Genomic DNA, 21,310 nt, shown 5'->3' on the forward strand with positions numbered 1-21,310 from the left:
CAACCACCTGATCAAAATTATTATTGTGTGCCAATTATGATAAATAGCTAACCTCAGTTTGATGTAAGCCATAGTACTCTACATTTCTCTATAATCGTCATCGCGAAGCATCTTTGGATGCCGTGGCGATCCAAATAAACAGCGAAGCTGTTTCTTCTAATCTAATACGCTTTGCATATCCTGGATTACCGCGTCGCCGCTTTCAGCGACCCCTCGCAATGACGCTCGTAAGGACTCTTAACAGTAGTGACATAAAAAATGTACTATGGCTGCTCCGTTACTCATGTACACCTAGCAGCTCGACTTTGCTGCTACCTAGCTCTTCTTGAAGTTATACTATCGTCTACCCAACTCTTGAAATCATAGCAATATACATCGAACTCAGGTTAACTAGCAGTCTCACCGTTAACATCATTATTACTATCTTGGTCGTCATTATCACTTTCCGATTCTTCACTTTTTTCAGATTTATCATCCTCTTCTTGTGCAGAACCAAGAGCATACACACACAATTCTTCCAGCAGAACATTATTCTTATTAGCCAGTTCTTGCAGTTTAGTTATCGCATCCATGACCTCAGCTGGTATTTTCCCACCACGTTGCTTTGATAACCAGTCATCCTGAAAATGCAAGGGATGATGCCCCGGCTCAGGTTGCCCTACATATATAGTAAACGGTGCCATTTGTCCACCAAAATCACAATTAACACTAAACTTTTTCATAACATAACATTAAATTATTAGAATAATATTAGGGATTTCAAGATTTAATCCTAAAAAACCATGGTACCCTACATTTTTCTATAATCGTCATAGCAAGGCTCTTTAGATGCCGTGGCGATCCAAAGTAAACAGCGGAGCTGTTTTTTTAGAGTAACGCTTCGCGTATCCTAGATTGCCACATCGCCGCTTTCAGCGACTCCTCGCTAATAGACGATCAGCAACCATTTTAATAGTGGTTATATAAAAAATGTAGGGTACTATGCTAAAAAACTTATCCCTAACAAAATTGTATATGATACAACAAAAAAATAAAAGTAAAAAATTTTGGCAACAAAAATTAACTACTCATTGACGTTTTTTCAAATAATAGATGTTTAAATTTCTCGGAAAGTTCATAATTAGTAGCAACAAACGTTTTGTCATTATTTATTATTGCTCCACCTGATTCTCGGACAATTAAATCAAAACTAGCTTTTAAAGTGTAATTTAATGATGAAAAATAAACAGCATCAATCTTACCAGCTGCAAGTAATAGAATTCCATAACAATGAGAACCAAAAACCCTAGCATTTTTCAAAAAAACTGGGTTTATGTTAAAATCGTCAGTAGAAATTAGAAAATTATCAAAACTAGAACAAGCAGAAACCCTTAATCTACCACTATTATTAGTGGTATTATTTCCTACCCATACCCCTTTTCCCTTCTCAACATAATAAATCTCATCAAGAGCTGGAAAGTTTATCACAGTACAAACCGTGGTTAAAATTTTATTAATCTTTTTTAAACACGTTATAGATACAGCAAAAAATGGTATACTTTTTTCTAAATTACTCAAACTATCAAGCGGATTTATTAATAAAACCATCTCAGAAGCGTTATCTAATTCAAACTTATCCTCTGGAAAAAATAAAGAACTTGTATATTTTTGCAACTCATTACGTAATAAATCTTGTGTTTTAATATAAGATTTATTGCAGAAATCATAGTTTCCCTTATTAGATCTTTGAAGCATTTCCAGCTCTAAAAAATCTCTCTTCAAAAACTTAACAGCTTTACATGATGCAGTAATAAGTAAGTTAGTTATAGGCTGCATAAGCTATATATGACTTCAAAAGTTGATGATAGACGATAGTATAACTTCAAGAGGCAATAGCAAAGTCGAGCTAGCTGTGCGTACATGAGTAACTAGGCAGCTTTAATCTTCAGAGACAATGACCTTAACTCTTAAAGTTCTATCTGAGTATATATTACTTTGCTCTCTCAACAAAGCTTATATCTTCAATTTTTATAACTATTTTCTCCCCAGTAACTAAATAAGGTGGTACCATTACCTTTACTCCATTGGTTAAAATCGCTGGTTTATAAGAAGATGTTACCGTAGAGCCTTTAATTACAGGATCAGTTTGCATAATTTCAGCAATAACGGTTTGCGGTAATTCAGCATTTAAAGCTTTTTCTTCATAAAACTGTACCTTGAGTACCATATTATCCTCAAGAAATGGCAATCTTTCGCTAAGAATTGCCTTATTAATTAAAATTTGCTCAAATGTCTCATTATCCATTAACACGAGGTCATCACCTTCAAAATATAGGAATTGTAAATCCTTATTCTCAAGCTGTGCTTTTTCAACATAATCGGATGAATTAAAACGCTCATTAAGTTTTGTACCAGTTTTTAAATTTTTCATCTCTACTTGCACATAAGCCCCACCTTTACCAGGTTTGGTATGTTCAGGTGTTTTGCTCACAACCCATAAATCATTATTATACACTATAATGTTACCAGCCCTAATAGCATTTGCTGAAATTTTCATATTATTATCACTTATCTAAAATAATTATTTTGTATATTTGTTCAAGCTGGTTATTAACACCTTTCTAGGTCTATTTTATCATTTTTATCGATAAAGGTCAAAGTATAATCATATCCTTATAGCTTTCTTCTAATTCTAAAAGTTTTTTCTTGAGTTCAAGTCCTCCAGCGTAACCAGTTAGTCTACCATCAGTACCTATAACCCTATGACATGGTACTATAATTGACAAAGTGTTGCGTGCCACAGTGTTTGCTACTACACGTACAGATTTAGGAGCAAATATTAAATTTGTAATATCCTTGTAACTCATCACTCTAGCATATGGGATGGCAGAGATGGTAGACCATACTTTCTCCTGAAAATTAGTCCCCATGAAACGGTAAGGTACGGTAAATTCTTTTCTAGTACCATTTATGTATTCTGTTAGCTCTTGGTAAGTTTGATCGAATATACTGCAATTTTGCTGTTCATGATAACTACTATCTAAAATTGGCATATGTTTTTGCCCTACAAAATATAAACCTGTTAAAAAGTCCCCATCTGATACCAATAATATATTCAAATCATTTGAGTATATTAGAGCAATTGGTAAGTCTATATATCTATATATTTTTGTCATTTTAATTTTTTTCTTGGAGAGAATTTTGTTCTAAACGACTTTTACACCCTGTGAAGTCAACTATTTTTGCATCTTGATCTTGGCAAGCACAAGTAAAAATATATTTCCTTTCGTCTGTGACTCCCTGAATACATTGTCCGCAAATACCTTTCATCATACACTGCATAGGAGAATTAAGACTTACTATTAATTGAGTTTTGTTACCAAAAAAATCATCTTTTATATCTTTTATAGCTTCCATCATTTCTGTACTACCTACAGCTATTATCCTATCTATGCTCAAATTTTTCCAAAGGTAACAATGCCCCATTATAGCATACACCAAATCGCCCTTAACACTAATATCTTCCGCCCTATTTTTTGATAAAATACCTTCTTCACAACACCAAACTACTATATCGGCTGCTTCTTCTATTCTTTCTTGATAGAACCTATCTTGTAAATTTTTATAACCAGCAAAATATATAATTTTACAATTATTATTTTTAAGAGCCTTAGCTATTGAGCATAAAACTGCATTTCCAACTCCTCCACCAACAAGCACTATATTACTATCCTTTAATATCTCAGTTGGCTTACCACTAGGCCCCATTAGTACTACTAATTCATTTTGCGATAAATATCTACATAATTTACTTGATTTACCATTTTGCCAAACTATCAAATGAATTAACCCTTTTTCTGAATCAACATAAGCTCCAGTGACAGCCAATGGTTCGATAATTTTTGAAATATCACTAGAATAATTTTGTAAACGGAAAAATTGCCCCGGTTGAAAATTTTGAGCAGCGATAGGAGAATGTATTACCAGCTCTACTATCTTATAAGATAGAGTATTAATCCGTTTGATACGGCTAGCTAGTAAATAATCTAGTTTAACGAAGAAATCTAGATTATTACCAAAAAAACTTGGTTTATTTTTGATAAGTTTTTTTCCAATAAACTTGTACCCCTCTTTACTACTTGCTAAGGCTTTAACCACACTTCCAGAGTATTGAGGATTACAATCACCAAAATATGTTATACTTCCTGCATAAGTCAATCTAGTTGGTAATTTTGTTGCCGAAACTCGCCTGTACTCCTCACGTACGCCTGTGTACGCTGCGGTACTCGGCTTCGTTTCTCCTAAAAATTCCTCAACTATTTTTGACTTATGCAGGAAGTCTGTTATACTCGAATGATTTTCCAAATAACTATTATCTTTATGCGTACCTATTGCCATAAGTACAGTCCTTACCTTAAATTTTTTCCTTATACCTAAATTATCAAATTCTATTGATTCAGCGTAAGTATACTGATCAACATCAATGCCTAAAGGTATCATATCTTCAGCAAAATTTACACCTGCAGCCATAGCATACATAACTTCCTCAGGATTTAACTTGTAGGCAGGAGAATCCTTTAATTTTCCTCTATAACAAATTGTTACTCCACCTAGTTCATCGAGGATTTTTTTTACAGCTTCTGTATCTTGTACTTGCCTAAATAATTTTGCATGCGAGATAAATTCTTCGGCTATTAATTTGTCCTCATCTGTCCAATTTTGTTCTGTATGATTTTTCCCATTCTCCTCAACTGACAATTCATACTTTTTTAGAAATTTTTCTACTTGTAACTTATAATAATTTAAACTTTCAGTTGCTGCATCAATAGAGGTCAGTCCTCCGCCAATGATAATAATAGGCATCCTAATAAGCAAATTAGTGTTAGATTGTTCTAAAAAAGCTCCTCCTGATTGTAATGTCATTAGAAAGTCGGAGGCTGTTTTCACACCTTTTGCAAGAAAATTTTTCATTTGAGCAATTTTGGGCTTACCAGCTCCAACACACAAAGCAACATGGTCAAATCCTAAATGAAATACCTGCTCTATAGTTATATTACTATCTAAACTTACACCACCAAAAAGCTTAAAATGACTGTTTCTCTCCAGTATCAGACGTAATATAGTTAAATTATTTTTATCCCACCTTGCAGTAATACCATACTCGGCTACTCCTCCAAAACCTTCAGGTATTTTTTCTGATAAGTTTTTTTTATAATCAGACCAGTATTTAATAGGCTTGTTAATATCAAAAGGTAATGGGGTGATTTTTAAGCCATCTATAGCTACTACAGTATGTCCGTCTCGTAATAAATAATAGCTTAAACTAAACCCAGCTGGTCCTTGACCCACTACTAAAACTTTGTAATTAGTTGAAGGCTTTGGCATCAGAGAAAAAATGTTAAGTGGATTCCAATTGGTAAGTAATAAATATATTTCCACCCCGTAAGGTAGAAGCAAAGTAGTTTCCAAAATATTAGATTCAACAAGAGGAATATCTACAGGTTCTTGCTTTTGATAAATGCAAGCATTAGAACAATCATTACAAATCCTATGACCGGTAGCAGCCACCATTGGATTATCAATGACAATAATAGCAAGAGCAGCTAAATTAAATCCCTTGGACTTTACATAATTCATCTCAGAGATTTTCTGCTTCAGCGGACAGCCCGACTTTGATGGCGTAGTCGGTAGTATATTCGCAGAATCATTCGAGTATAACCCTTTAGAACACGAGTCTTTTCCCTGTTTATGACAGTAGATACAATAGTGAGTAGCATTTAAGACTGTATCTAGATTAGATATAGGATTTAAACAATCAAACCCTACTCTTACATGTTTTTTATATTTAGCTACCTTATTAAGATCTATTAAATTATCTTTATCTGTTTTATTTGGTAAAGAAAATAATATACTTTCAGATTCATTAAATCTCCTTTGAAACTCTACTCCTGCAAGAGGTCTATTATAAACCATAAAGGCTGCATATTTTGCTGCTATATCTAACTCAAAAGCATATTTTTCATCATCTAATTGCCATTTTATTACTTGACGAGCAAACTTGTCTTGGGTAAACTCCTCTCCTAAAAGTTTTTCTAAAAAAATTGATACACTATCAAAATCAATCTCTTTTAGTTTTTCAGGAGGATATTTTCTTACCGCAACACGCTGGATGAACTTTCTCTTACATTCATAAATTACATCAAATTCTTTATGACTAAATCTCAGATTGGCTATTTCTTGTTCAATACCAAATAACTTAGCTAGAAAATCATCAAAAACAGGCGAAATTTCTAATAAAAAATCCGAGTAATATTTTTGATCAACTTGATCAGGATTAGCCCTTAATGATAAAATAATTTCATAAAGAGAATAACTATGGCTACGCAGAAAACTTAGAAAAATTTCATCTAATTTTTTTAAGCCTTCTAATCTATTTAGATCTATAAAATCTAAACCAAAAGCAAGTGTCATATAGCTAAAACCTTCTTTAGATTAGCTATATATAATATATGACATTTTTAGAAAAAAATCTGTAGCCAAGATAACTGAAAAATGAAACAATAACGGCTACAATAAAGGATTGTATAATCATAAATACATCTGGCAACACTCCTTCTATTACTAAGAATTGAACTGGTCTTATGACAAGAAAAATGGGGTTAATTTCAAAAAATATTCTCTTTGATTCTGGTACCATAGAATATGGGTACACTATTGGTATAGTCCAATATGCAACATTCAAAATCAAATTTAATACCTGTGGAACATCACGTATATAAGGAGTTAAAAATGCAAATGCGATAGAACTACTAATCACAGAAATAATCAGCGGTAACACAAGTATTGGTACAAAAAGTATATATACACTAAATCTTTCAGGATATAAAATGATAAAAGCTATATACATAGCTACAAAGGAATAAATTAGGGTATAAACTTGTGTTAAACTATCCGATATAGGAAAGATAGTTCTAGAAATTACTACCTTTTTTATAATACCACTGCGATTAATTAATGAATTTGATGATATATTTAAGCTGCTAACAATAAATGTCCATAACGGTAAACCACCGACTAGATTCATAATCATTGCTTCTCTTGGTAGCTTAAGTAAAAATCCAAAAAAATATGAAATGATCATTATATGCACAAAAGGCTGAACTAAACCCCATAACGAACCTAAAAAAGAATCTTTATTTTGATGAGATATAGAAGCTTGGGTTAATAATACCACTGACAACCAGTATTTCTTGGAAAAAAAATACTTTATCATTAATAATTCCCACTATTATAAATTTTTAGTATTTCATCTGGATTACCGTCTGCAATAATACTACCTTCTTTTAATAATACACATCTATTACAATTCTCCTTAATAATATTTTCTTGATGACTTACTAATATTAAAATAGGTATATTTTGTAACTTGTTTTTCATAAAATTGGTCGACTTCTCAATAAAATGACTATCACCAGCAGCAAAAACTTCATCTAGTAAAAGAATATCTGAATCTTGAAAAGCCGATACAGAAAAAGCCAATCTTGATAACATACCAGAGCTATAATTTTTTACCGGTAAATCTATTTTATTCCCTAGCTCAGAAAAATCTATAATTTCTTGTTCCAGTTCTTTACTGTACTTACCTAACATATTATTATAAATCATAAGCATTTTGATATTTTCTCTGCCAGTTTGCTCTAATTCAAAACCTACTCCCATCTCAATAATGGCGGCAAAGTTACCATGAACTTTAATTTTTCCAAACTTTAATGGATAAATTCCAGCAATTACTTTAAGCAAAGAACTCTTACCTGAACCATTGCTACCAATAAAGGCAATTTTTTCGCCTCTTTGACAGGAAAGATTTATATTATTTAAGATAGGAATTGACGAAGGAAAAAGTTTACCTCCTTTAATAAAAAAGTGTCTTAAACTTTCTACCCTTTGTTGGTTATTGATTCCTTCTACACAACCATCAGATATCTCTATAGATACTAGTTTAGACGTCATATGTTAAAAACATGAGTATATTTTTACTGAAGAGTCAGAACGCCCTCGCAAAGCGAGGGGCTTGACGGTTATGAGCAGCCCAAAGGGCTGCCATTGTTAATAAAATTCTCCTGATTCGTCAGAGCCTAAACTATCAAGTTGCTCTTGATTCTTAATGTAGTGTTTGATCTGATTCTCTTCAAATCCTACAGTTGAGATCGCATAACCTCTAGCCCACAACTTTTCTCCATTAAAATTACGTTTTCGTCCACCAAACTGCCTAGCAACGGCTATAGCACTTTTCCCCTTGATATAGCCTATTACTTCAGCTACAGAATATTTAGGAGGAATCTTGATGAGCATATGCACATGATCTTGTACCATATGCCCCTCTATGATCTTGCTCCCACGTTGAAAAGCTAACTCATGGAATACGTTCCCAAGATATTTTCTAACCTTCCCGTACAATTCTTTTTTACGACACTTTGAAATAAACACAATATGATATTTGCAATCCCATTTAGAATGATTTAAATTTTCGTATGTTGTCATATATTTTCTCCTTTGACCGTCAAGCCAAAGAAGTTATATATGATAACTTTTTATTTTATACTAAATCTAAAGGCCAAGCCTTGATGGTCTCACTAGTCAAACTAGTGGCTTACCTATCATTGAGTTAATCCATTCTTCAATAACATTTTTGGGGAATACTCCAGTCTTAGTAGCTAATTGTTTCCCATCTTTAAACAAAATCATTGTAGGTATACTACGAATACCTAAACTTGAAGGTATATTGGGATTTTGATCTATGTCCATTTTAACGATTTTTATTTTGCCCACTAATTCCTTACTTAATTCTTCAATAATAGGTGTTAACATTTTACATGGTCCGCACCATTCAGCCCAAAAATCAACTAATACAGGTGTGGTGGACTCTAAAACTTCCTTATTAAAAGAATCATCTGTTATATTACTTGCCATAATCTCTTATTTTTTGAATTATTAAATATCGAATAAAAACATCCCCGCGTAAGCATAATCATAGTACCCTACATTTTTCTATAATCGTCATAGCAAGGCTCTTTAGATGCCTTGGCGATCTCTAGGTAAACAACGAATCTGTTTTTTTAGAGTAACGCTTCGCGACTCCTCGCAATGACGATTATACTATGAGGCATAATACTCAACAGCCTGCTATTTTTCTAGATTCCTCTACCTACGCGGGGATGACAGTCCTGTGTTTTAACAATTATAATCATACTAAGTAAAATTCTTATTGTAAATGACTGCTTTAAGTTTACTTAAAAATGTTAGTATTTAAATTGTTAAGAACATATTTCTTACGATCATAATAAAGTTTCATAGCTACAGCTGCAGTTTCTTCTACAGATCTTCTTGAAACATCAATTATTGGCCACCCTTGTTGCTCGCAAATTTGTTTTACTTGCATACATTCTTCTTGGACTGTTTTAAAATCTGTATAATTAGTATTATCGCTCATCTGTAACAAATGCATTCTAGTTTCTCTTATTTCAATTAACCGAGTTGGGTTAATAATCAAACCAATTACAAGCTGTTTTGTAATGCTGCCTAACAAGTCTAAAAACGGATAACCATGAATATAAGGTACATTTGCTGTTTTAAATCCATTATATGCTAGATATACAGAAGTTGGAGTTTTTGATGTCCTAGAAGGACCAATCAGAATAATATCAGCTTCATCTAATTCACTAGTCATCTGACCATCATCATGTCTAAGAGTATAATCAATAGCATGAATCTTATCAAAATAACCTTCATCAAATTTATAATCATAAACTAAACTTTCTTCTGTTTCTACACCTAAAAAAACTGAAATTTCTTTTACAATTCTACCTACAACAGAGATACAAGGAATTTTTAAATCATAACAAAATTTAGTTAAATTTCTTCTTAGTTCGTGATCTAAAATAGTGTATAATACAATGCTTTGTTTCATCTTGATTTTTTTCAAAACCTCATTTAATGATTCTGCATTTCTTAACATTGGCCAATGATACAATTTTGACTCAATTTTGCTAAATTGTGACAAAGCAGTATTAGCTGCATGTTTAACTGTTTGCACTGAAGAGTCTGAAACTAAGTGAATAATCAGCTTATTCATAGTTTATTAGTCTTTGTGGATAATTTTTATTCATATTTTAATCTCTATATTAAAAGTAACCAATAACTACCCATATATATCCCGTATATAGAGGTTAATAACCTCTATAATTTAAAGAATAATTTTGTGGATAATTTTGTGTGTAAAATGCTAGATATCTAATATCTTTCACGTTTTCTCATTCTACACACATAAACCACTATGAATTATCCACTAAAAAAATAATCCTATGAATAATGTGAGTAATAATTATAATCAATAAACTTCTCTAGTAATTTAGCAATAAAAAAATGTGTATAACTATGTGTATATATAATTAATCTACATATTAACAATGTCTATATCAACTAAAAAAATATTATATATAAATATAGATTATTATGGGTTATTTCATGAATCAGCTTTTACAAACTTTTAAGAAAAAAAATGATCTTGTACCTATTTGGTTAATGCGTCAAGCTGGTAGATATTTGTCTGAATATCAAAAAATAAGAAAAACTGTTAGTGGTTTCTTAGATTTATGTTATAATGTTGATAAGGCTGTAGAGGTGACTTTACAACCAATAAGAAGGTATGGATTTGATGCTGCTATAATTTTTTCTGACATTTTGGTTTTACCTGATGCACTTGGATGGGATGTAAAATTTGAAGAAAATATAGGACCAATATTACGTAAATTTCAATCAAAAGAAGATTTTAAATATCTTGAAGGAAATTCTAATGGAAAACTAAATGTAATTTATGAAATAATCAATAAAACTAAAGCAAAATTACCAGTTGATACTGCATTGATAGGTTTTGCCGGTAGTCCATGGACGGTAATGACTTATATGCTTGAAGGAAGAGGCAAACAAAGTTTTGAAACAAGTAAAAAATTTATTTATGAAAATAATAACTTAGCACAAGAACTTCTAGACTTTATTACTGAAAAAACTATTATTCATTTAAAGGAACAAGTAAAAGCTGGGGTAGACTTAGTACAATTATTTGATTCATGGGCAGGGATATTAGAAGAGGCAGAATATGATCAGTTTGTAGTGCAACCAACAAAAAAAATAGTATTAGCTTTAAAAAAACAGTTTCCACATTTACCAATTATAGGTTTTCCAAGAGGTTCTGGGCTTTTATATGAAAAATATATTGTTAATACTGGAGTGGATGCTATTGGAGCAGATCAGTTTGTACCATCTAGTGCCATGAAATTATGGAGTGAGAAAATTGTTGTACAAGGTAATTTAGACCCATTTATATTGCTTACTAATAAAGAAATTATCGCAGAAAAGGTAAGTAAAATAATTACAAATTTTAAAGAAAGAAATTTTATATTTAATCTTGGACATGGTGTTTTGCCAAATACACCAGTTGAAAATGTTGAGTTTTTAGTTAATTATGTTAGAGAATTTAAATACTAAAATATCTCAAAAAAAAATAGCCATCGTACTTTTTAACCTTGGTGGACCAAATAGCTTAAACTCAGTCAAACGATTTCTATTTAACTTATTTTATGATAAGGCAATTATTAACTTGCCAAATCCCCTAAGGTTTATTCTTGCTAAGATAATATCAATTACTAGAAATAAAAAATCTCAGAAAATATATTCTCTAGTAGGTAATAATTCGCCTATTTTACAAGAAACAGAATCTCAAAAAGATGCTATTACAGAGAAGTTAAAACAAACTCTGAATGAGGATTTTAAGATTTTTATAGCAATGCGTTATTCTTATCCTGATTCCGAAGAAGCAGTAAGAAAAATAAATGAGTATAACCCTTCAGAAATAATATTGTTACCATTATACCCACATTTTTCTAGCACCACTACTGGATCTTCGATTAAAGATTTTACATCTTCTCTTTATAAAAATAAAAGTGAATATTCCCAACATATTAAAACTATTTGTTGTTATCCTATCGATGACGAATTTATTAAAGCTCATTTGTCATTAATAAAGCAATCATTTAAAAAATTGAAAAACAAAAAAAATTTTCGTATATTATTTTCAGCTCATGGTCTGCCTGTAAAAATAATAAAAGCAGGAGATCCATATCAGTGGCAGATTGAAAAGACCGTAGAAAGTTTGGTATCTAAGCTTAGCATAGATAATTTAGATTATAAAATAACTTATCAAAGTCGTGTTGGTCCAGTGGAATGGCTTAAACCTAATACGGAGGATGAAATTGAGATAGCAGGAAAAGAAGATAAATCTCTTATAATAGTCCCAATAGCATTTGTATCAGAACATGTTGAAACACTGGTAGAATTAGACATTGAATATAGAAAGATTGCTGGTAAGTACAAGATAGAATATATTAGGACTCCTGCTCTTGGAACAAATAAATTGTTCATCAATAGTATAACTAAAATGGTATCAAATTTAGTTAATTATAGTTTCGATACAAAAAATTTGATATGTAGTTCAATTAATAAAAGAATATGTCCTTATAATTTTACTATGTGTCCTTGTAATTTAAAAAACTAAGTAATGGGATAAAATTAATGGCTAGTTATTATTTATGGTTTAAAGCATTCCATCTTGTATCAGCAATTTCTTGGATGATAGGTTTACTATACCTACCAAGATTATATGTCTACCACACTAAAGTTGTAGTAGGTAGTGAAACTGACAAGATGTTTCAGTTAATGGAAAGTAGGTTACTCAGAATCATTATGAATCCGGCTATGATCAGCACTTATACCTTAGGTATAATTAACAGTTATATATATGGATTAGTAGCTTTAGGAACATGGTTTTACGTAAAAATGACAGCAGTTCTAGGTATCACTATTTTTCATGGTTTATTAGCTAGATGGAGGAAGAATTTTGTTGAAGGTAAAAATAATCATTCTGAAAGATTTTATCGTATCATTAATGAAGTACCAGCACTGTTGATGATAGTGGCTGTTGTCATGGTTATTGTTAAACCATTTGATTAATATATTTATTATAGCTAACATAGCAGTGAGGCTTAAACAATTATATGAACAAAATTATCCAAGCAGATGATAAGGTTATGCAAAAACAGACTAGTTTGACTAGAGAACAAAAAGAGGTTGTTGGATTACTCTCAATAGGGACATTTCTTGAATACTTTGACTTAATGCTTTATGTGCATATGGCGGTATTGCTTAATGAGTTGTTTTTTCCAAAAACTGACCCGCATACGGCTACTCTTCTTTCAGCCGCTGCTTTTTGTTCTACTTACTTGCTTAGACCATTTGGTGCATTAATATTTGGTTGGATAGGTGATAATGTAGGAAGAAAAGCATCTGTAGTCATTACAACTTTTTTAATGGCAATATCTTGTTTTGTCATGGCTAATTTGCCAACTTTTGCTCAAATAGGGATTACTGCAGCTTGGCTGGTGACAATATGTCGTATTGTACAAGGTATGACTTCTATGGGGGAAATCACAGGAGCTCAATTATATCTAACAGAATATCTACAACCACCAGGACGATATGTTTCTGTAGCTATGATAGTTTTTTGTGCTGCCTTTGGAGGGTTTGCTGCTCTAGGTGTAGCCTCTCTTGTTATTTCTTATGCTCTTAATTGGCGACTGGCTTTTTGGTTTGGTGCAGGTGTGGCATTAGTTGGTATGATTGCTAGGACAACGTTGCGAGAAACACCTGAATTTGCCGACGCTAAACGTCGATTAAACAAAACTTTTCAACAGTTAAAAAGTATAGGATCTAACATTGACGTTGAACATGTAATGCAAGATACTCTCAATATTCAAGAAAAAACTAATTGGAAAACAACAATAAGTTTACTGTTAGTAGATTGTATATGGCCAGTAATTTTTTATTTTACTTATATACATTGTGCTAATATTTTAAAATATTCATTTCACTATACAGCCGAACAAATTATTTACAATAACTTTATTGTATCTGCTATATTACTAGGAAACATGATTTTTGTGCTGTATTTCACCAATAAATATCATCCACTAGTGATATTAAAGATAAGATTAATTTTAGTTTCCATATATTTCCTAATGATTCCATATTTATTGAATAATGCAACAACTGGCTTTGATATATTGATAATTCAGTCTTTACTATTATTTACTGCATGCGAAGCATCACCAGCTAATGCAATATTCTTTAAGCATTTTCCAGTTTTTAAACGTTTTACTTATACTAGTGCGATATACGCTGCATCCCGAGCTTTAGTATATCTTATTACTTCTGTTAGCCTTGTGTATTTAACAGATTATTTTAGTCATTGGGGATTGTATTTTATTACAATCCCAACAGTTGTAGGTTGTGCATATGGATTATCATATTTTATTAAACTCGAGAAAGATGCTGGAAATCTTTCTGAAAAGAAAACTTATGTAGACTCTGTAGCAAATATTGCTTAGATGATATAGTAGGTAAATATTGATAACATAGCTCTATTAGTTTTTTTTCTAAACCAATTGCTTCTAAGTATATAGCTAGACGTATAAATTCTTCTATAGTTTCCTCAATAATCTTCCTAGCTTTTTCAGGTGATTTAATTCCTATAGTTTGTAAGTTGTGAATTCGGTCGAAAATTTTAATAAATGCTACATCATATTTTTTTTGTTGATATAATAAATTTAAAATCTCTTTGGAGCTAATCTTGCCGTGAGGTTTAACCCTAGTTAAAGCTTCTACTTGACTAGCTACTACACTTCCAAAAATATATTCAATCATCTTTTCGGTCAGTTTTGTATCCTCGATAGTATCATGCAGTATACTGGTAACAATCATATCAGTTCTGAAATAGCGTGGAATTTCTGATGCTGCATATTCCCGCTACCATATACGCTACTTCAATTGGATGCGAGTAATAGGGTTCGCCAGACTGTCTCATTTGACTGCCGTGATATTTTTTGGCGTAATAAATAGCTTTTTTAACTTCGTCAATATTTATTGGTCGTTTTACTTCCTCATTTATCTTACAGAGTTTGTTCAATAACCTAGTAGCATACTGACAATATTCATACTTTGAGTTGTCCCAATAGTTAATATCTTCCATAAAAACCATAATATTTTAAATCGCTATACAAGTTAAACTAAAAATTAGAATATTACTAGGAATTTATTATATTTTTTTGAAAAAGATGAATATTTTTGCATTTTGTTATTGTTTATCTATTAGTGCTTCTGATAATTAGTATATAGTAGTATACTCAAATGACCTGAAAATGAACTTCAATGCAAGTTGCAAAAATATTATTGCCATTAGCTAAGCTTTTCCCGTTGGATTATTTAATTCCAAATGGATTAAAATTAGCTATAGGAGATTTAGTAGTTGTCCCATTTAGGAATAAAGAATTAACGGGTATAGTTTGGCAATTAGATACTGAAGTTTCAGAGGGAACTAGTAAAATCAAATCTATTAAACAAAAAGTGCCACTTGAATTTAGGTTTAATCAGGAAATATTAGATTTAATTAAATGGGCTGCTAATTATTATATGACTTCACTTGGTTCAGTTGCTAAGTTGACTTTGCCGATCGATATTGCCCAGCAACCTATAAAAATAAAGCATCAAGAATTAAACAAAGATTTTATTTTGCCAACTCTTTCAGTAGAGCAACAAGAAGCACTTTCTCTATTAAGTCAATCGGATAAACCATCAATTATTAAGGGAGTAACCGGATCAGGTAAAACAGAAATTTACTTTCATCTATTGGCTGATTATTTGAAGCAAGGTAACCAAATATTGATCATGTTACCAGAAATTGCTTTAAGTCAGCAAATTATAAATCGTTTTACAGCACGCTTTGGCTTTCAGCCAGTAATATGGAATTCTGCGATTACTAAAGCTCAGAAAAAGATGATTTTAAGAGGTTTGCTCAACAATGAAATTAAAGTTATAATTGGTGCTAGAAGTAGTCTATTTCTACCGTATAGTAATCTTGGATTAATTATTATTGATGAAGAGCATGATAGTTCTTATAAGCAAGATGATGGTATATTATATAATGCTCGCGATGTAGCGGTATTGCGGGGAAGCTTATCCAAAATAAAAGTAGTATTATGCTCGGCTACTCCGTCTATTGAAACAATTTATAACGTAAGTACCAATAAATATCAATTAATTGAATTGTCAAATCGTTACCAGGAGGCAACTTTGCCAGAAATTCAAATAATTGATATGAAAAAGGAGAAATTATCAAAAAATTCTTACTTATCTAAGGAATTAATAGCATTAATTGGTAAAAAGCTAGCAAGCAAAGAGCAGGTGTTATTATTTTTGAATCGTAGGGGTTATGCCCCTTTGATGTTATGTAAACTTTGCGGTTATCGTTTTACTTGTAATTCTTGCTCTGCTTGGTTAGTGGTACATAAATCTAGCAAAAAACTTGAATGTCACCATTGTGGTTATCAAAGTAGGATTCATATTTTTTGTCCTGATTGTCGGGAAGAAGACTCTTTAACTGTTTGTGGTCCTGGGATTGAAAGAATTGAAGAAGAAACTAGGCATCTTTTTCCCGATAGTAAAATTGCGGTAATTAGCAAAGATTATGCCCAAAAACCTGAAAAGATCCGCGAATTACTATATAAAATGGAGCATTCTGAGGTTGATATTCTAATTGGTACTCAGATGATTACTAAAGGTTATCACTTTCCTAACCTTACTTTAGTAGGTGTTGTTGATGCTGATCTTGGGGCTATTAGTAGTGGAGACTTGCGGTCAAGTGAACGCAATTATCAACTACTTCACCAAGTAGGAGGTAGGGCAGGAAGAGAAGATAAAAAAGGTCTAGTATTAATGCAAACTTATTATCCAGATAATGCTATATTTAGTTATATAAAAAATGGAGGAGATCAGTTTTTACAATATGAACTTAAAACAAGGCAAGCAGAGAATATGCCTCCTTTCACCAAAATGGCATCAATAATTTTGTCTGGAAAAAATGAGCATAAAGTGCTTGAAATATCCAAAACTCTAGTTGCAATTGCACCAAAAAGTTCAGCTAGAATACTCGGACCATCTAGTGCATTGATGTTTAAATTAGCAGGAAAGTTTCGTTACCGTATTCTAATCATAGTGGATAGGAAATTTAATTTACAAAAATTTTTACAAACATGGTTAAGTTTAATCAAAATCCCTGCTTTTTGTCATTTAAAAGTGGATATAGATCCTAAGAGTTTTTCTTGATATTACTCTCATGATTATTCAAGTAAAAGCTTTAGCTTAGTACTACATTGAGAGCCTTCGGTGCGAATGACGGATTCGGGGTCTAAAAATGTTGAATAGTCTTCTTGGCTATTTTTTTAGACCCCTGCTTTCGCAGGGGTGGCGATAATACTGAGCCTAATATTAACTTGTTACAGATACTTGAGGTTAAATAAGTTATAAATATTTTTGTTGGAGATATTTTAAAAATATTTCCGATTGAATGCGATCTTCACCCGTAGCGTCTTTAATTAATTCACTGGTATTTTTTAATGAGCCATAGCTTCTAATATTATTATCTAAGAATTGGTTTACACCATTGAATTCTCCTCTTGTTATTTCCTTTTTTATATTGTGATTAACTTCCTGTGCTTTTTTCATGACCATTGAAGCAATAATTGCTCCATTAGTATAGGATGGAAAATAACCAAAACTGCCCATTGGCCAATGTATATCTTGTAAGCATCCGTCTTTATCGTTCTGTGGAGTAATGCCTAAATATTCCTGCATCTTATTGTTCCAATAATGTGGTAGATCATTCAAAGATAGATCTCCGCTAATTAGCAATCTTTCTAGTTCAAACCTAACTATTACATGCATTGGATAAGTCACTTCATCTGCTTCTACTCTAATAAAACCTAGTTTGACTCTTGTCATTAATTTGTAAAGATTTTCTGCAGAATATTCTAGTCCTTTGAATCCAAATTCATCCTTAAGTAGCTTTGATAGATATTGACAAAATTCTCCTGATCTACCTACTTGCATTTCCATAAATAAAGATTGACTTTCATGGACAGCCATACCTTTAGCCTTACCTACTGGTTGGTTTTTATATTTGCTGGGCAAGCCCTGTTCATATAAACCATGACCAGTTTCATGCATAATCCCCATAATCCCTGAAATAAAATTATGCTCATTATATCTATTAGTTAACCTAACATCATCAGGAGTACCCCTACAAAATGGATGGGTTGATTCATCTAACCTACCTTTAGTGAGGTTAAAACCCATTATTTCCATAAGCCTTTTAGCAATTAATTTTTGTTGTGCTTCACTAATACTATTAGTGATAGGTAGAACATTTTCTTTACTTTGTTTTTCTACTATTTGACTAATTAATTCTGGTATAGTTTTTTTTAGATTATTAAACACTACTTTAACTTCATCAAGTGTACGTTCAGGATCATATGTGTCAAGTAAAGCATCATATACAGAACAGTTTAGTGCATGGGCTTTAGATTTAGCCATTTTTTGTACGCAATCTAATACTGTTTGTAGGTAAGGTTTAAGTGATAGATAATCATTATTTTTTCTAGCATCTCGCCAAATTAACTCACATTTTGCACTAGCAGTAACATACATTTTCCATAAATCATCATCTATACATGTAGATTCTGTAATTCGTCTTTTTGTTTCTCTTAAATTAGCTAACTGCCAAACATCAAGAGTGTTAACGTTTTCAGAGACAGATTCTATTAGTTCAGCTAATTTTTTTGATTGTAACCTAGAGCGGGCTATGGAAGATAGTAGTGCTATTTCGCTTGTTCTACTATCAATTGATCCATGCGGAATATTTACTGCGATATCCCAATAAAGTATGTTAATCACGTTATTAATTTGAAAAATTTGCTCTAACTCTTGCTCTAATAATGTATAATGTTTCATATAATTCCCCCTACTTTAAAAGTTGTTTTAATCCTAAACTGGCTAGAATATTCAGAAAAATGCATTCTTGAAGCGGCTGACACGAATGCATTTTAATCTATTATCGCTAATAATCTTATTTTTATTGATATAACAACAAGATTATTAGCAAATGAAATATTTAACAATATATTCCTGAACTTTTAAAAAAAATAGTACAATTAATAAAAAATATTAGATGTGAATTTGCAAAATTTTGTGACACTTACATTTGCGAATTCACAGGCTTCTAGTTTATCTACTGGGATTTATGCTTAGACCCCATTTTGATCTCTCTAAGGAGATAGAATAGTTTGTAGCTAATAATCTAGCAGATCAAGAGATTAGTCAATGAATAGAAATAATTTCTAGAGATGGTAATATAATTCACAATAACCCTAATTCTGAAGCAATTATAGGTAATTTTACTAATTGTTCACAAGAGATGAAGTTAGAGGGTGACAATAATTATTCACCAACCCAAGACACTATTGAAGTATGCTAGCAAATACACATTCATGGCTGTAGATATGTATTTTTTAATAAGAATAATAAGATTCCTACTTGTAAATTCTTTACTTCTAATGCATACTAGACTTATAGGGTCTAAGCATATAATCCTCGTGGATAAACTGGATGTTTTTTTGGGTTGTAGAGGGGGAAGGGCTTTTTTGAAATAAGATAGAGCGTTTTGGATAATCTCAAAAAACAAAACTATTTAGGGGTAGGTATTATGTATAAAAGTCTTCTTACTATTGCTATAGCGTTAATATCATTTACTTTACCAGCAATTGCTATGCAGTCTAAAGATTTACCAACAAATCAGAATGGTTCGTATCTTAATATATCTATTACTGAACAAATGGATGTAAAAGAAGATTTACTTATATCTAGTATGCGAATAGAAAAAGAAGGAGTTGATCTAAAATATATACAGGATGAGATTAACCTAATGATGTCTAAAGCAGTAAAAATGGCTAAAGAAGTTGAAGATATTACTGTATCAACAGAACAATATTATGTTTACCAATATAACCAAGACCAAAATATTGATAATAAAAAAGATGAAGTAAAGAAAAAAATGTGGCGTGGTACTCAGGTATTATCACTGAAAAGCAAATCATCTGAGGCTTTATTGACATTAATTGGAAAATTACAGAATGAAGGGCTATTAATACAAAGTTTAAATTATACTCTTTCTAATGAAAAAAGAGAAGTCATCCGAGATTCTATGATAGAAGCTGCTATTGCAAAACTAAAGCAACGAGCTACACGTGTAGCTAAAGCTCTTGGTAAAGAATACGATGAATTTACTATAATAAATGTTGATCCTGAAGCAAGGAGAATGCCAGTGCCTAGATTGATGATGGGATCACCTGTAAATGCTAATGATAGTGCAGTTAATATACCAGTTGCAGAACCAAGTACAAGTGAGGTAACTATAACTGTTTCAGCTACTGCTTTGCTTAAATACGGCTCAGTGTTAGGGAACAAGCGATAAAGTACCGCTTATATTTCTGATAGAAAATTTCTTAAATAACACTAGCCGATACAATTAGCGTTAAGGTAGTTGCGATGAGCCGACACTTACATTTTATAGCACAACGAAAGCACGAGGTAATAATTATGAAAGTATCTAGTAAAGGGCAAATAACTATACCTATAGATATTAGAAGTAAATTTGGCTTCTTGCCAGATACAGAAATCACTTTTATAGAAAAAGAAGACGGCGTTCTATTAAAAAAATATCAAAATCAAAATAATAGAGGTAATAAATTAATATTGCATATGTCTAGAAAAAGCACAGTAAAAATGTCTACTGATACCATAATGAAATTAACTAGATCATGATCTTAGTTGACAGTAATATATTATTGGATATTATCACCTGTGATGCTAGTTGGTACAATTGGTCTTCTAACCAATTGTTAAAATTATCGCAATTTCATGAATTAGCAATTAATGATTATATATATACAGAAGTTTCAATAGGGTTTGAAAGAATTGAAGAACTTGAAGAAGTAATCGGCAATAATTTTAAAATTCTCCCTATCCCTAAAGAAGCCCTATTTTTAGCAGGAAAAGTTTTTATACAATATAAAAAAGCAAATAGTGGCGAGAAAAACTCCGTATTACTAGATTTCTTTATCAGAGCACATGCGTCTGTATTAAATATTCCTCTTCTTACAAGAGATGTGGCACGTTACAAAACATATTTTTCTAAACTCCATCTTATTCACCCTTAGGTTCAAAAGATTTATATTCTTATTCTAATGTATACTTGTGACTGCTTGATTTCGAAATGATACTGGCTTGCTTTCATCGGCAACAAGCGGCTCAAATTAACTATTTTTATAGT

Annotated in this window: 20 protein-coding genes; 8 read left to right on the plus strand and 12 right to left on the minus strand. The window is 31.6% G+C overall.

Translation table 11 applies throughout. The features are described from left to right. Positions 1–386: 386 nt before the first annotated feature. The 10 genes from AAHM80_RS07600 to AAHM80_RS07645 form a co-directional block, all read right to left on the minus strand. Positions 387–722 carry a DUF2610 domain-containing protein gene (locus tag AAHM80_RS07600; protein ID WP_341751470.1) on the minus strand — a complete coding sequence of 112 codons (336 nt, stop codon included), beginning with the start codon at positions 720–722 and terminating at the stop codon, positions 387–389. Between the two features lie 337 nt (positions 723–1,059). Continuing rightward, complete coding sequence (locus tag AAHM80_RS07605) at positions 1,060–1,815, minus strand: inositol monophosphatase family protein (protein ID WP_342259791.1); 756 nt, start codon at positions 1,813–1,815, stop codon at positions 1,060–1,062. A 154-nt stretch (positions 1,816–1,969) separates the two neighbouring features. Next, on the minus strand, positions 1,970–2,536 hold the full coding sequence (gene efp, locus AAHM80_RS07610; RefSeq protein ID WP_341751472.1) for an elongation factor P: 567 nt from the start codon (positions 2,534–2,536) through the stop codon (positions 1,970–1,972). Positions 2,537–2,633: 97 nt separating this feature from the next. Continuing rightward, a complete protein-coding gene (locus AAHM80_RS07615; RefSeq protein ID WP_342259792.1) occupies positions 2,634–3,155 on the minus strand; it encodes a methylated-DNA--[protein]-cysteine S-methyltransferase in 522 nt (173 codons plus the stop codon). A gap of 1 nt (position 3,156) precedes the next feature. Beyond that, the gene (locus AAHM80_RS07620) at positions 3,157–6,450 is read right to left on the minus strand and encodes an FAD-dependent oxidoreductase (protein ID WP_342259793.1); all 3,294 of its coding nucleotides are present in this window, start codon (positions 6,448–6,450) and stop codon (positions 3,157–3,159) included. 25 nt (positions 6,451–6,475) lie between these two features. Beyond that, positions 6,476–7,252 carry an ABC transporter permease gene (locus tag AAHM80_RS07625; RefSeq protein WP_342259794.1) on the minus strand — a complete coding sequence of 259 codons (777 nt, stop codon included), beginning with the start codon at positions 7,250–7,252 and terminating at the stop codon, positions 6,476–6,478. After that, positions 7,252–7,989: an ABC transporter ATP-binding protein gene (locus tag AAHM80_RS07630; protein ID WP_341748087.1), complete on the minus strand. Its 738-nt coding sequence runs from the start codon at positions 7,987–7,989 to the stop codon at positions 7,252–7,254. Before AAHM80_RS07630 ends, AAHM80_RS07625 begins: the two co-directional genes overlap by 1 nt. A gap of 96 nt (positions 7,990–8,085) precedes the next feature. Continuing rightward, positions 8,086–8,520 carry an IS200/IS605 family transposase gene (gene tnpA / locus AAHM80_RS07635; RefSeq protein WP_342259795.1) on the minus strand — a complete coding sequence of 145 codons (435 nt, stop codon included), beginning with the start codon at positions 8,518–8,520 and terminating at the stop codon, positions 8,086–8,088. Between the two features lie 96 nt (positions 8,521–8,616). Then, a complete protein-coding gene (trxA, locus tag AAHM80_RS07640) occupies positions 8,617–8,949 on the minus strand; it encodes a thioredoxin (RefSeq protein ID WP_342259796.1) in 333 nt (110 codons plus the stop codon). A gap of 316 nt (positions 8,950–9,265) precedes the next feature. Continuing rightward, the gene (locus AAHM80_RS07645; protein WP_342259797.1) at positions 9,266–10,111 is read right to left on the minus strand and encodes a pyruvate, water dikinase regulatory protein; all 846 of its coding nucleotides are present in this window, start codon (positions 10,109–10,111) and stop codon (positions 9,266–9,268) included. A gap of 392 nt (positions 10,112–10,503) precedes the next feature. Here AAHM80_RS07645 and hemE point away from each other — a divergent pair, with 392 nt between their 5' ends. From hemE to AAHM80_RS07665, 4 genes are read left to right on the plus strand one after another with little or no spacing between them, the layout of a single operon-like run. Continuing rightward, entirely contained in the window at positions 10,504–11,523 is a 1,020-nt protein-coding gene (hemE, locus tag AAHM80_RS07650) for a uroporphyrinogen decarboxylase (RefSeq protein ID WP_342259798.1), read from the plus strand. Beyond that, entirely contained in the window at positions 11,501–12,589 is a 1,089-nt protein-coding gene (gene hemH, locus AAHM80_RS07655) for a ferrochelatase (RefSeq protein WP_342259799.1), read from the plus strand. Before hemE ends, hemH begins: the two co-directional genes overlap by 23 nt. A gap of 17 nt (positions 12,590–12,606) precedes the next feature. Beyond that, entirely contained in the window at positions 12,607–13,044 is a 438-nt protein-coding gene (gene hemJ, locus AAHM80_RS07660) for a protoporphyrinogen oxidase HemJ (protein WP_341751481.1), read from the plus strand. Between the two features lie 44 nt (positions 13,045–13,088). Then, positions 13,089–14,477 carry an MFS transporter gene (locus tag AAHM80_RS07665; protein ID WP_342259800.1) on the plus strand — a complete coding sequence of 463 codons (1,389 nt, stop codon included), beginning with the start codon at positions 13,089–13,091 and terminating at the stop codon, positions 14,475–14,477. On the opposite strand, the gene AAHM80_RS07670 is transcribed toward AAHM80_RS07665, so the two are convergent. After that, complete coding sequence (locus tag AAHM80_RS07670) at positions 14,404–14,850, minus strand: HD domain-containing protein (protein WP_342259801.1); 447 nt, start codon at positions 14,848–14,850, stop codon at positions 14,404–14,406. The genes AAHM80_RS07665 and AAHM80_RS07670 overlap by 74 nt on opposite strands. Positions 14,851–15,297: 447 nt before the next feature. Between AAHM80_RS07670 and AAHM80_RS07675 the strand changes: the two genes are divergently transcribed. Next, positions 15,298–17,250 carry a primosomal protein N' gene (locus AAHM80_RS07675; protein ID WP_342259802.1) on the plus strand — a complete coding sequence of 651 codons (1,953 nt, stop codon included), beginning with the start codon at positions 15,298–15,300 and terminating at the stop codon, positions 17,248–17,250. A 195-nt stretch (positions 17,251–17,445) separates the two neighbouring features. Here the strand turns inward: AAHM80_RS07675 and AAHM80_RS07680 are convergent, their stop codons facing one another. Next, positions 17,446–18,933, minus strand: coding sequence for a carboxypeptidase M32 (locus AAHM80_RS07680; protein ID WP_342259803.1), 1,488 nt, complete (start codon positions 18,931–18,933; stop codon positions 17,446–17,448). Between the two features lie 751 nt (positions 18,934–19,684). On the opposite strand from AAHM80_RS07680, the gene AAHM80_RS07685 reads away from it, so the two are divergent. From AAHM80_RS07685 to AAHM80_RS07695, 3 genes are all read left to right on the plus strand, one after another. Further along, positions 19,685–20,452 (plus strand): SIMPL domain-containing protein, encoded by a 768-nt coding sequence (locus tag AAHM80_RS07685; RefSeq protein WP_342259804.1) that lies wholly within the window; start codon positions 19,685–19,687, stop codon positions 20,450–20,452. 125 nt (positions 20,453–20,577) lie between these two features. Then, positions 20,578–20,802 (plus strand): AbrB/MazE/SpoVT family DNA-binding domain-containing protein, encoded by a 225-nt coding sequence (locus tag AAHM80_RS07690; RefSeq protein ID WP_341755393.1) that lies wholly within the window; start codon positions 20,578–20,580, stop codon positions 20,800–20,802. After that, the gene (locus AAHM80_RS07695; protein WP_342259805.1) at positions 20,799–21,197 is read left to right on the plus strand and encodes a type II toxin-antitoxin system VapC family toxin; all 399 of its coding nucleotides are present in this window, start codon (positions 20,799–20,801) and stop codon (positions 21,195–21,197) included. The genes AAHM80_RS07690 and AAHM80_RS07695 overlap by 4 nt, the downstream gene beginning before the upstream one ends. Positions 21,198–21,310: the final 113 nt, after the last annotated feature.

This window comes from Candidatus Tisiphia endosymbiont of Metellina segmentata (assembly GCF_964030715.1).
Classification (GTDB): domain Bacteria; phylum Pseudomonadota; class Alphaproteobacteria; order Rickettsiales; family Rickettsiaceae; genus Tisiphia.

Excerpts from the sequence above, each read along its gene's own strand:
- AAHM80_RS07600 (WP_341751470.1), bottom strand. The coding sequence starts at position 722 with ATGAAAAAGTTTAGTGTTAATTGTGATTTTGGTGGACAAATGGCACCG.
- AAHM80_RS07605 (WP_342259791.1), bottom strand. The coding sequence starts at position 1,815 with ATGCAGCCTATAACTAACTTACTTATTACTGCATCATGTAAAGCTGTT.
- efp (WP_341751472.1), bottom strand. The coding sequence starts at position 2,536 with ATGAAAATTTCAGCAAATGCTATTAGGGCTGGTAACATTATAGTGTAT.
- AAHM80_RS07615 (WP_342259792.1), bottom strand. The coding sequence starts at position 3,155 with ATGACAAAAATATATAGATATATAGACTTACCAATTGCTCTAATATAC.
- AAHM80_RS07620 (WP_342259793.1), bottom strand. The coding sequence starts at position 6,450 with ATGACACTTGCTTTTGGTTTAGATTTTATAGATCTAAATAGATTAGAA.
- AAHM80_RS07625 (WP_342259794.1), bottom strand. The coding sequence starts at position 7,252 with ATGATAAAGTATTTTTTTTCCAAGAAATACTGGTTGTCAGTGGTATTA.
- AAHM80_RS07630 (WP_341748087.1), bottom strand. The coding sequence starts at position 7,989 with ATGACGTCTAAACTAGTATCTATAGAGATATCTGATGGTTGTGTAGAA.
- tnpA (WP_342259795.1), bottom strand. The coding sequence starts at position 8,520 with ATGACAACATACGAAAATTTAAATCATTCTAAATGGGATTGCAAATAT.
- trxA (WP_342259796.1), bottom strand. The coding sequence starts at position 8,949 with ATGGCAAGTAATATAACAGATGATTCTTTTAATAAGGAAGTTTTAGAG.
- AAHM80_RS07645 (WP_342259797.1), bottom strand. The coding sequence starts at position 10,111 with ATGAATAAGCTGATTATTCACTTAGTTTCAGACTCTTCAGTGCAAACA.
- hemE (WP_342259798.1), top strand. The coding sequence starts at position 10,504 with ATGAATCAGCTTTTACAAACTTTTAAGAAAAAAAATGATCTTGTACCT.
- hemH (WP_342259799.1), top strand. The coding sequence starts at position 11,501 with ATGTTAGAGAATTTAAATACTAAAATATCTCAAAAAAAAATAGCCATC.
- hemJ (WP_341751481.1), top strand. The coding sequence starts at position 12,607 with ATGGCTAGTTATTATTTATGGTTTAAAGCATTCCATCTTGTATCAGCA.
- AAHM80_RS07665 (WP_342259800.1), top strand. The coding sequence starts at position 13,089 with ATGAACAAAATTATCCAAGCAGATGATAAGGTTATGCAAAAACAGACT.
- AAHM80_RS07670 (WP_342259801.1), bottom strand. The coding sequence starts at position 14,850 with ATGATTGTTACCAGTATACTGCATGATACTATCGAGGATACAAAACTG.
- AAHM80_RS07675 (WP_342259802.1), top strand. The coding sequence starts at position 15,298 with ATGCAAGTTGCAAAAATATTATTGCCATTAGCTAAGCTTTTCCCGTTG.
- AAHM80_RS07680 (WP_342259803.1), bottom strand. The coding sequence starts at position 18,933 with ATGAAACATTATACATTATTAGAGCAAGAGTTAGAGCAAATTTTTCAA.
- AAHM80_RS07685 (WP_342259804.1), top strand. The coding sequence starts at position 19,685 with ATGTATAAAAGTCTTCTTACTATTGCTATAGCGTTAATATCATTTACT.
- AAHM80_RS07690 (WP_341755393.1), top strand. The coding sequence starts at position 20,578 with ATGAAAGTATCTAGTAAAGGGCAAATAACTATACCTATAGATATTAGA.
- AAHM80_RS07695 (WP_342259805.1), top strand. The coding sequence starts at position 20,799 with ATGATCTTAGTTGACAGTAATATATTATTGGATATTATCACCTGTGAT.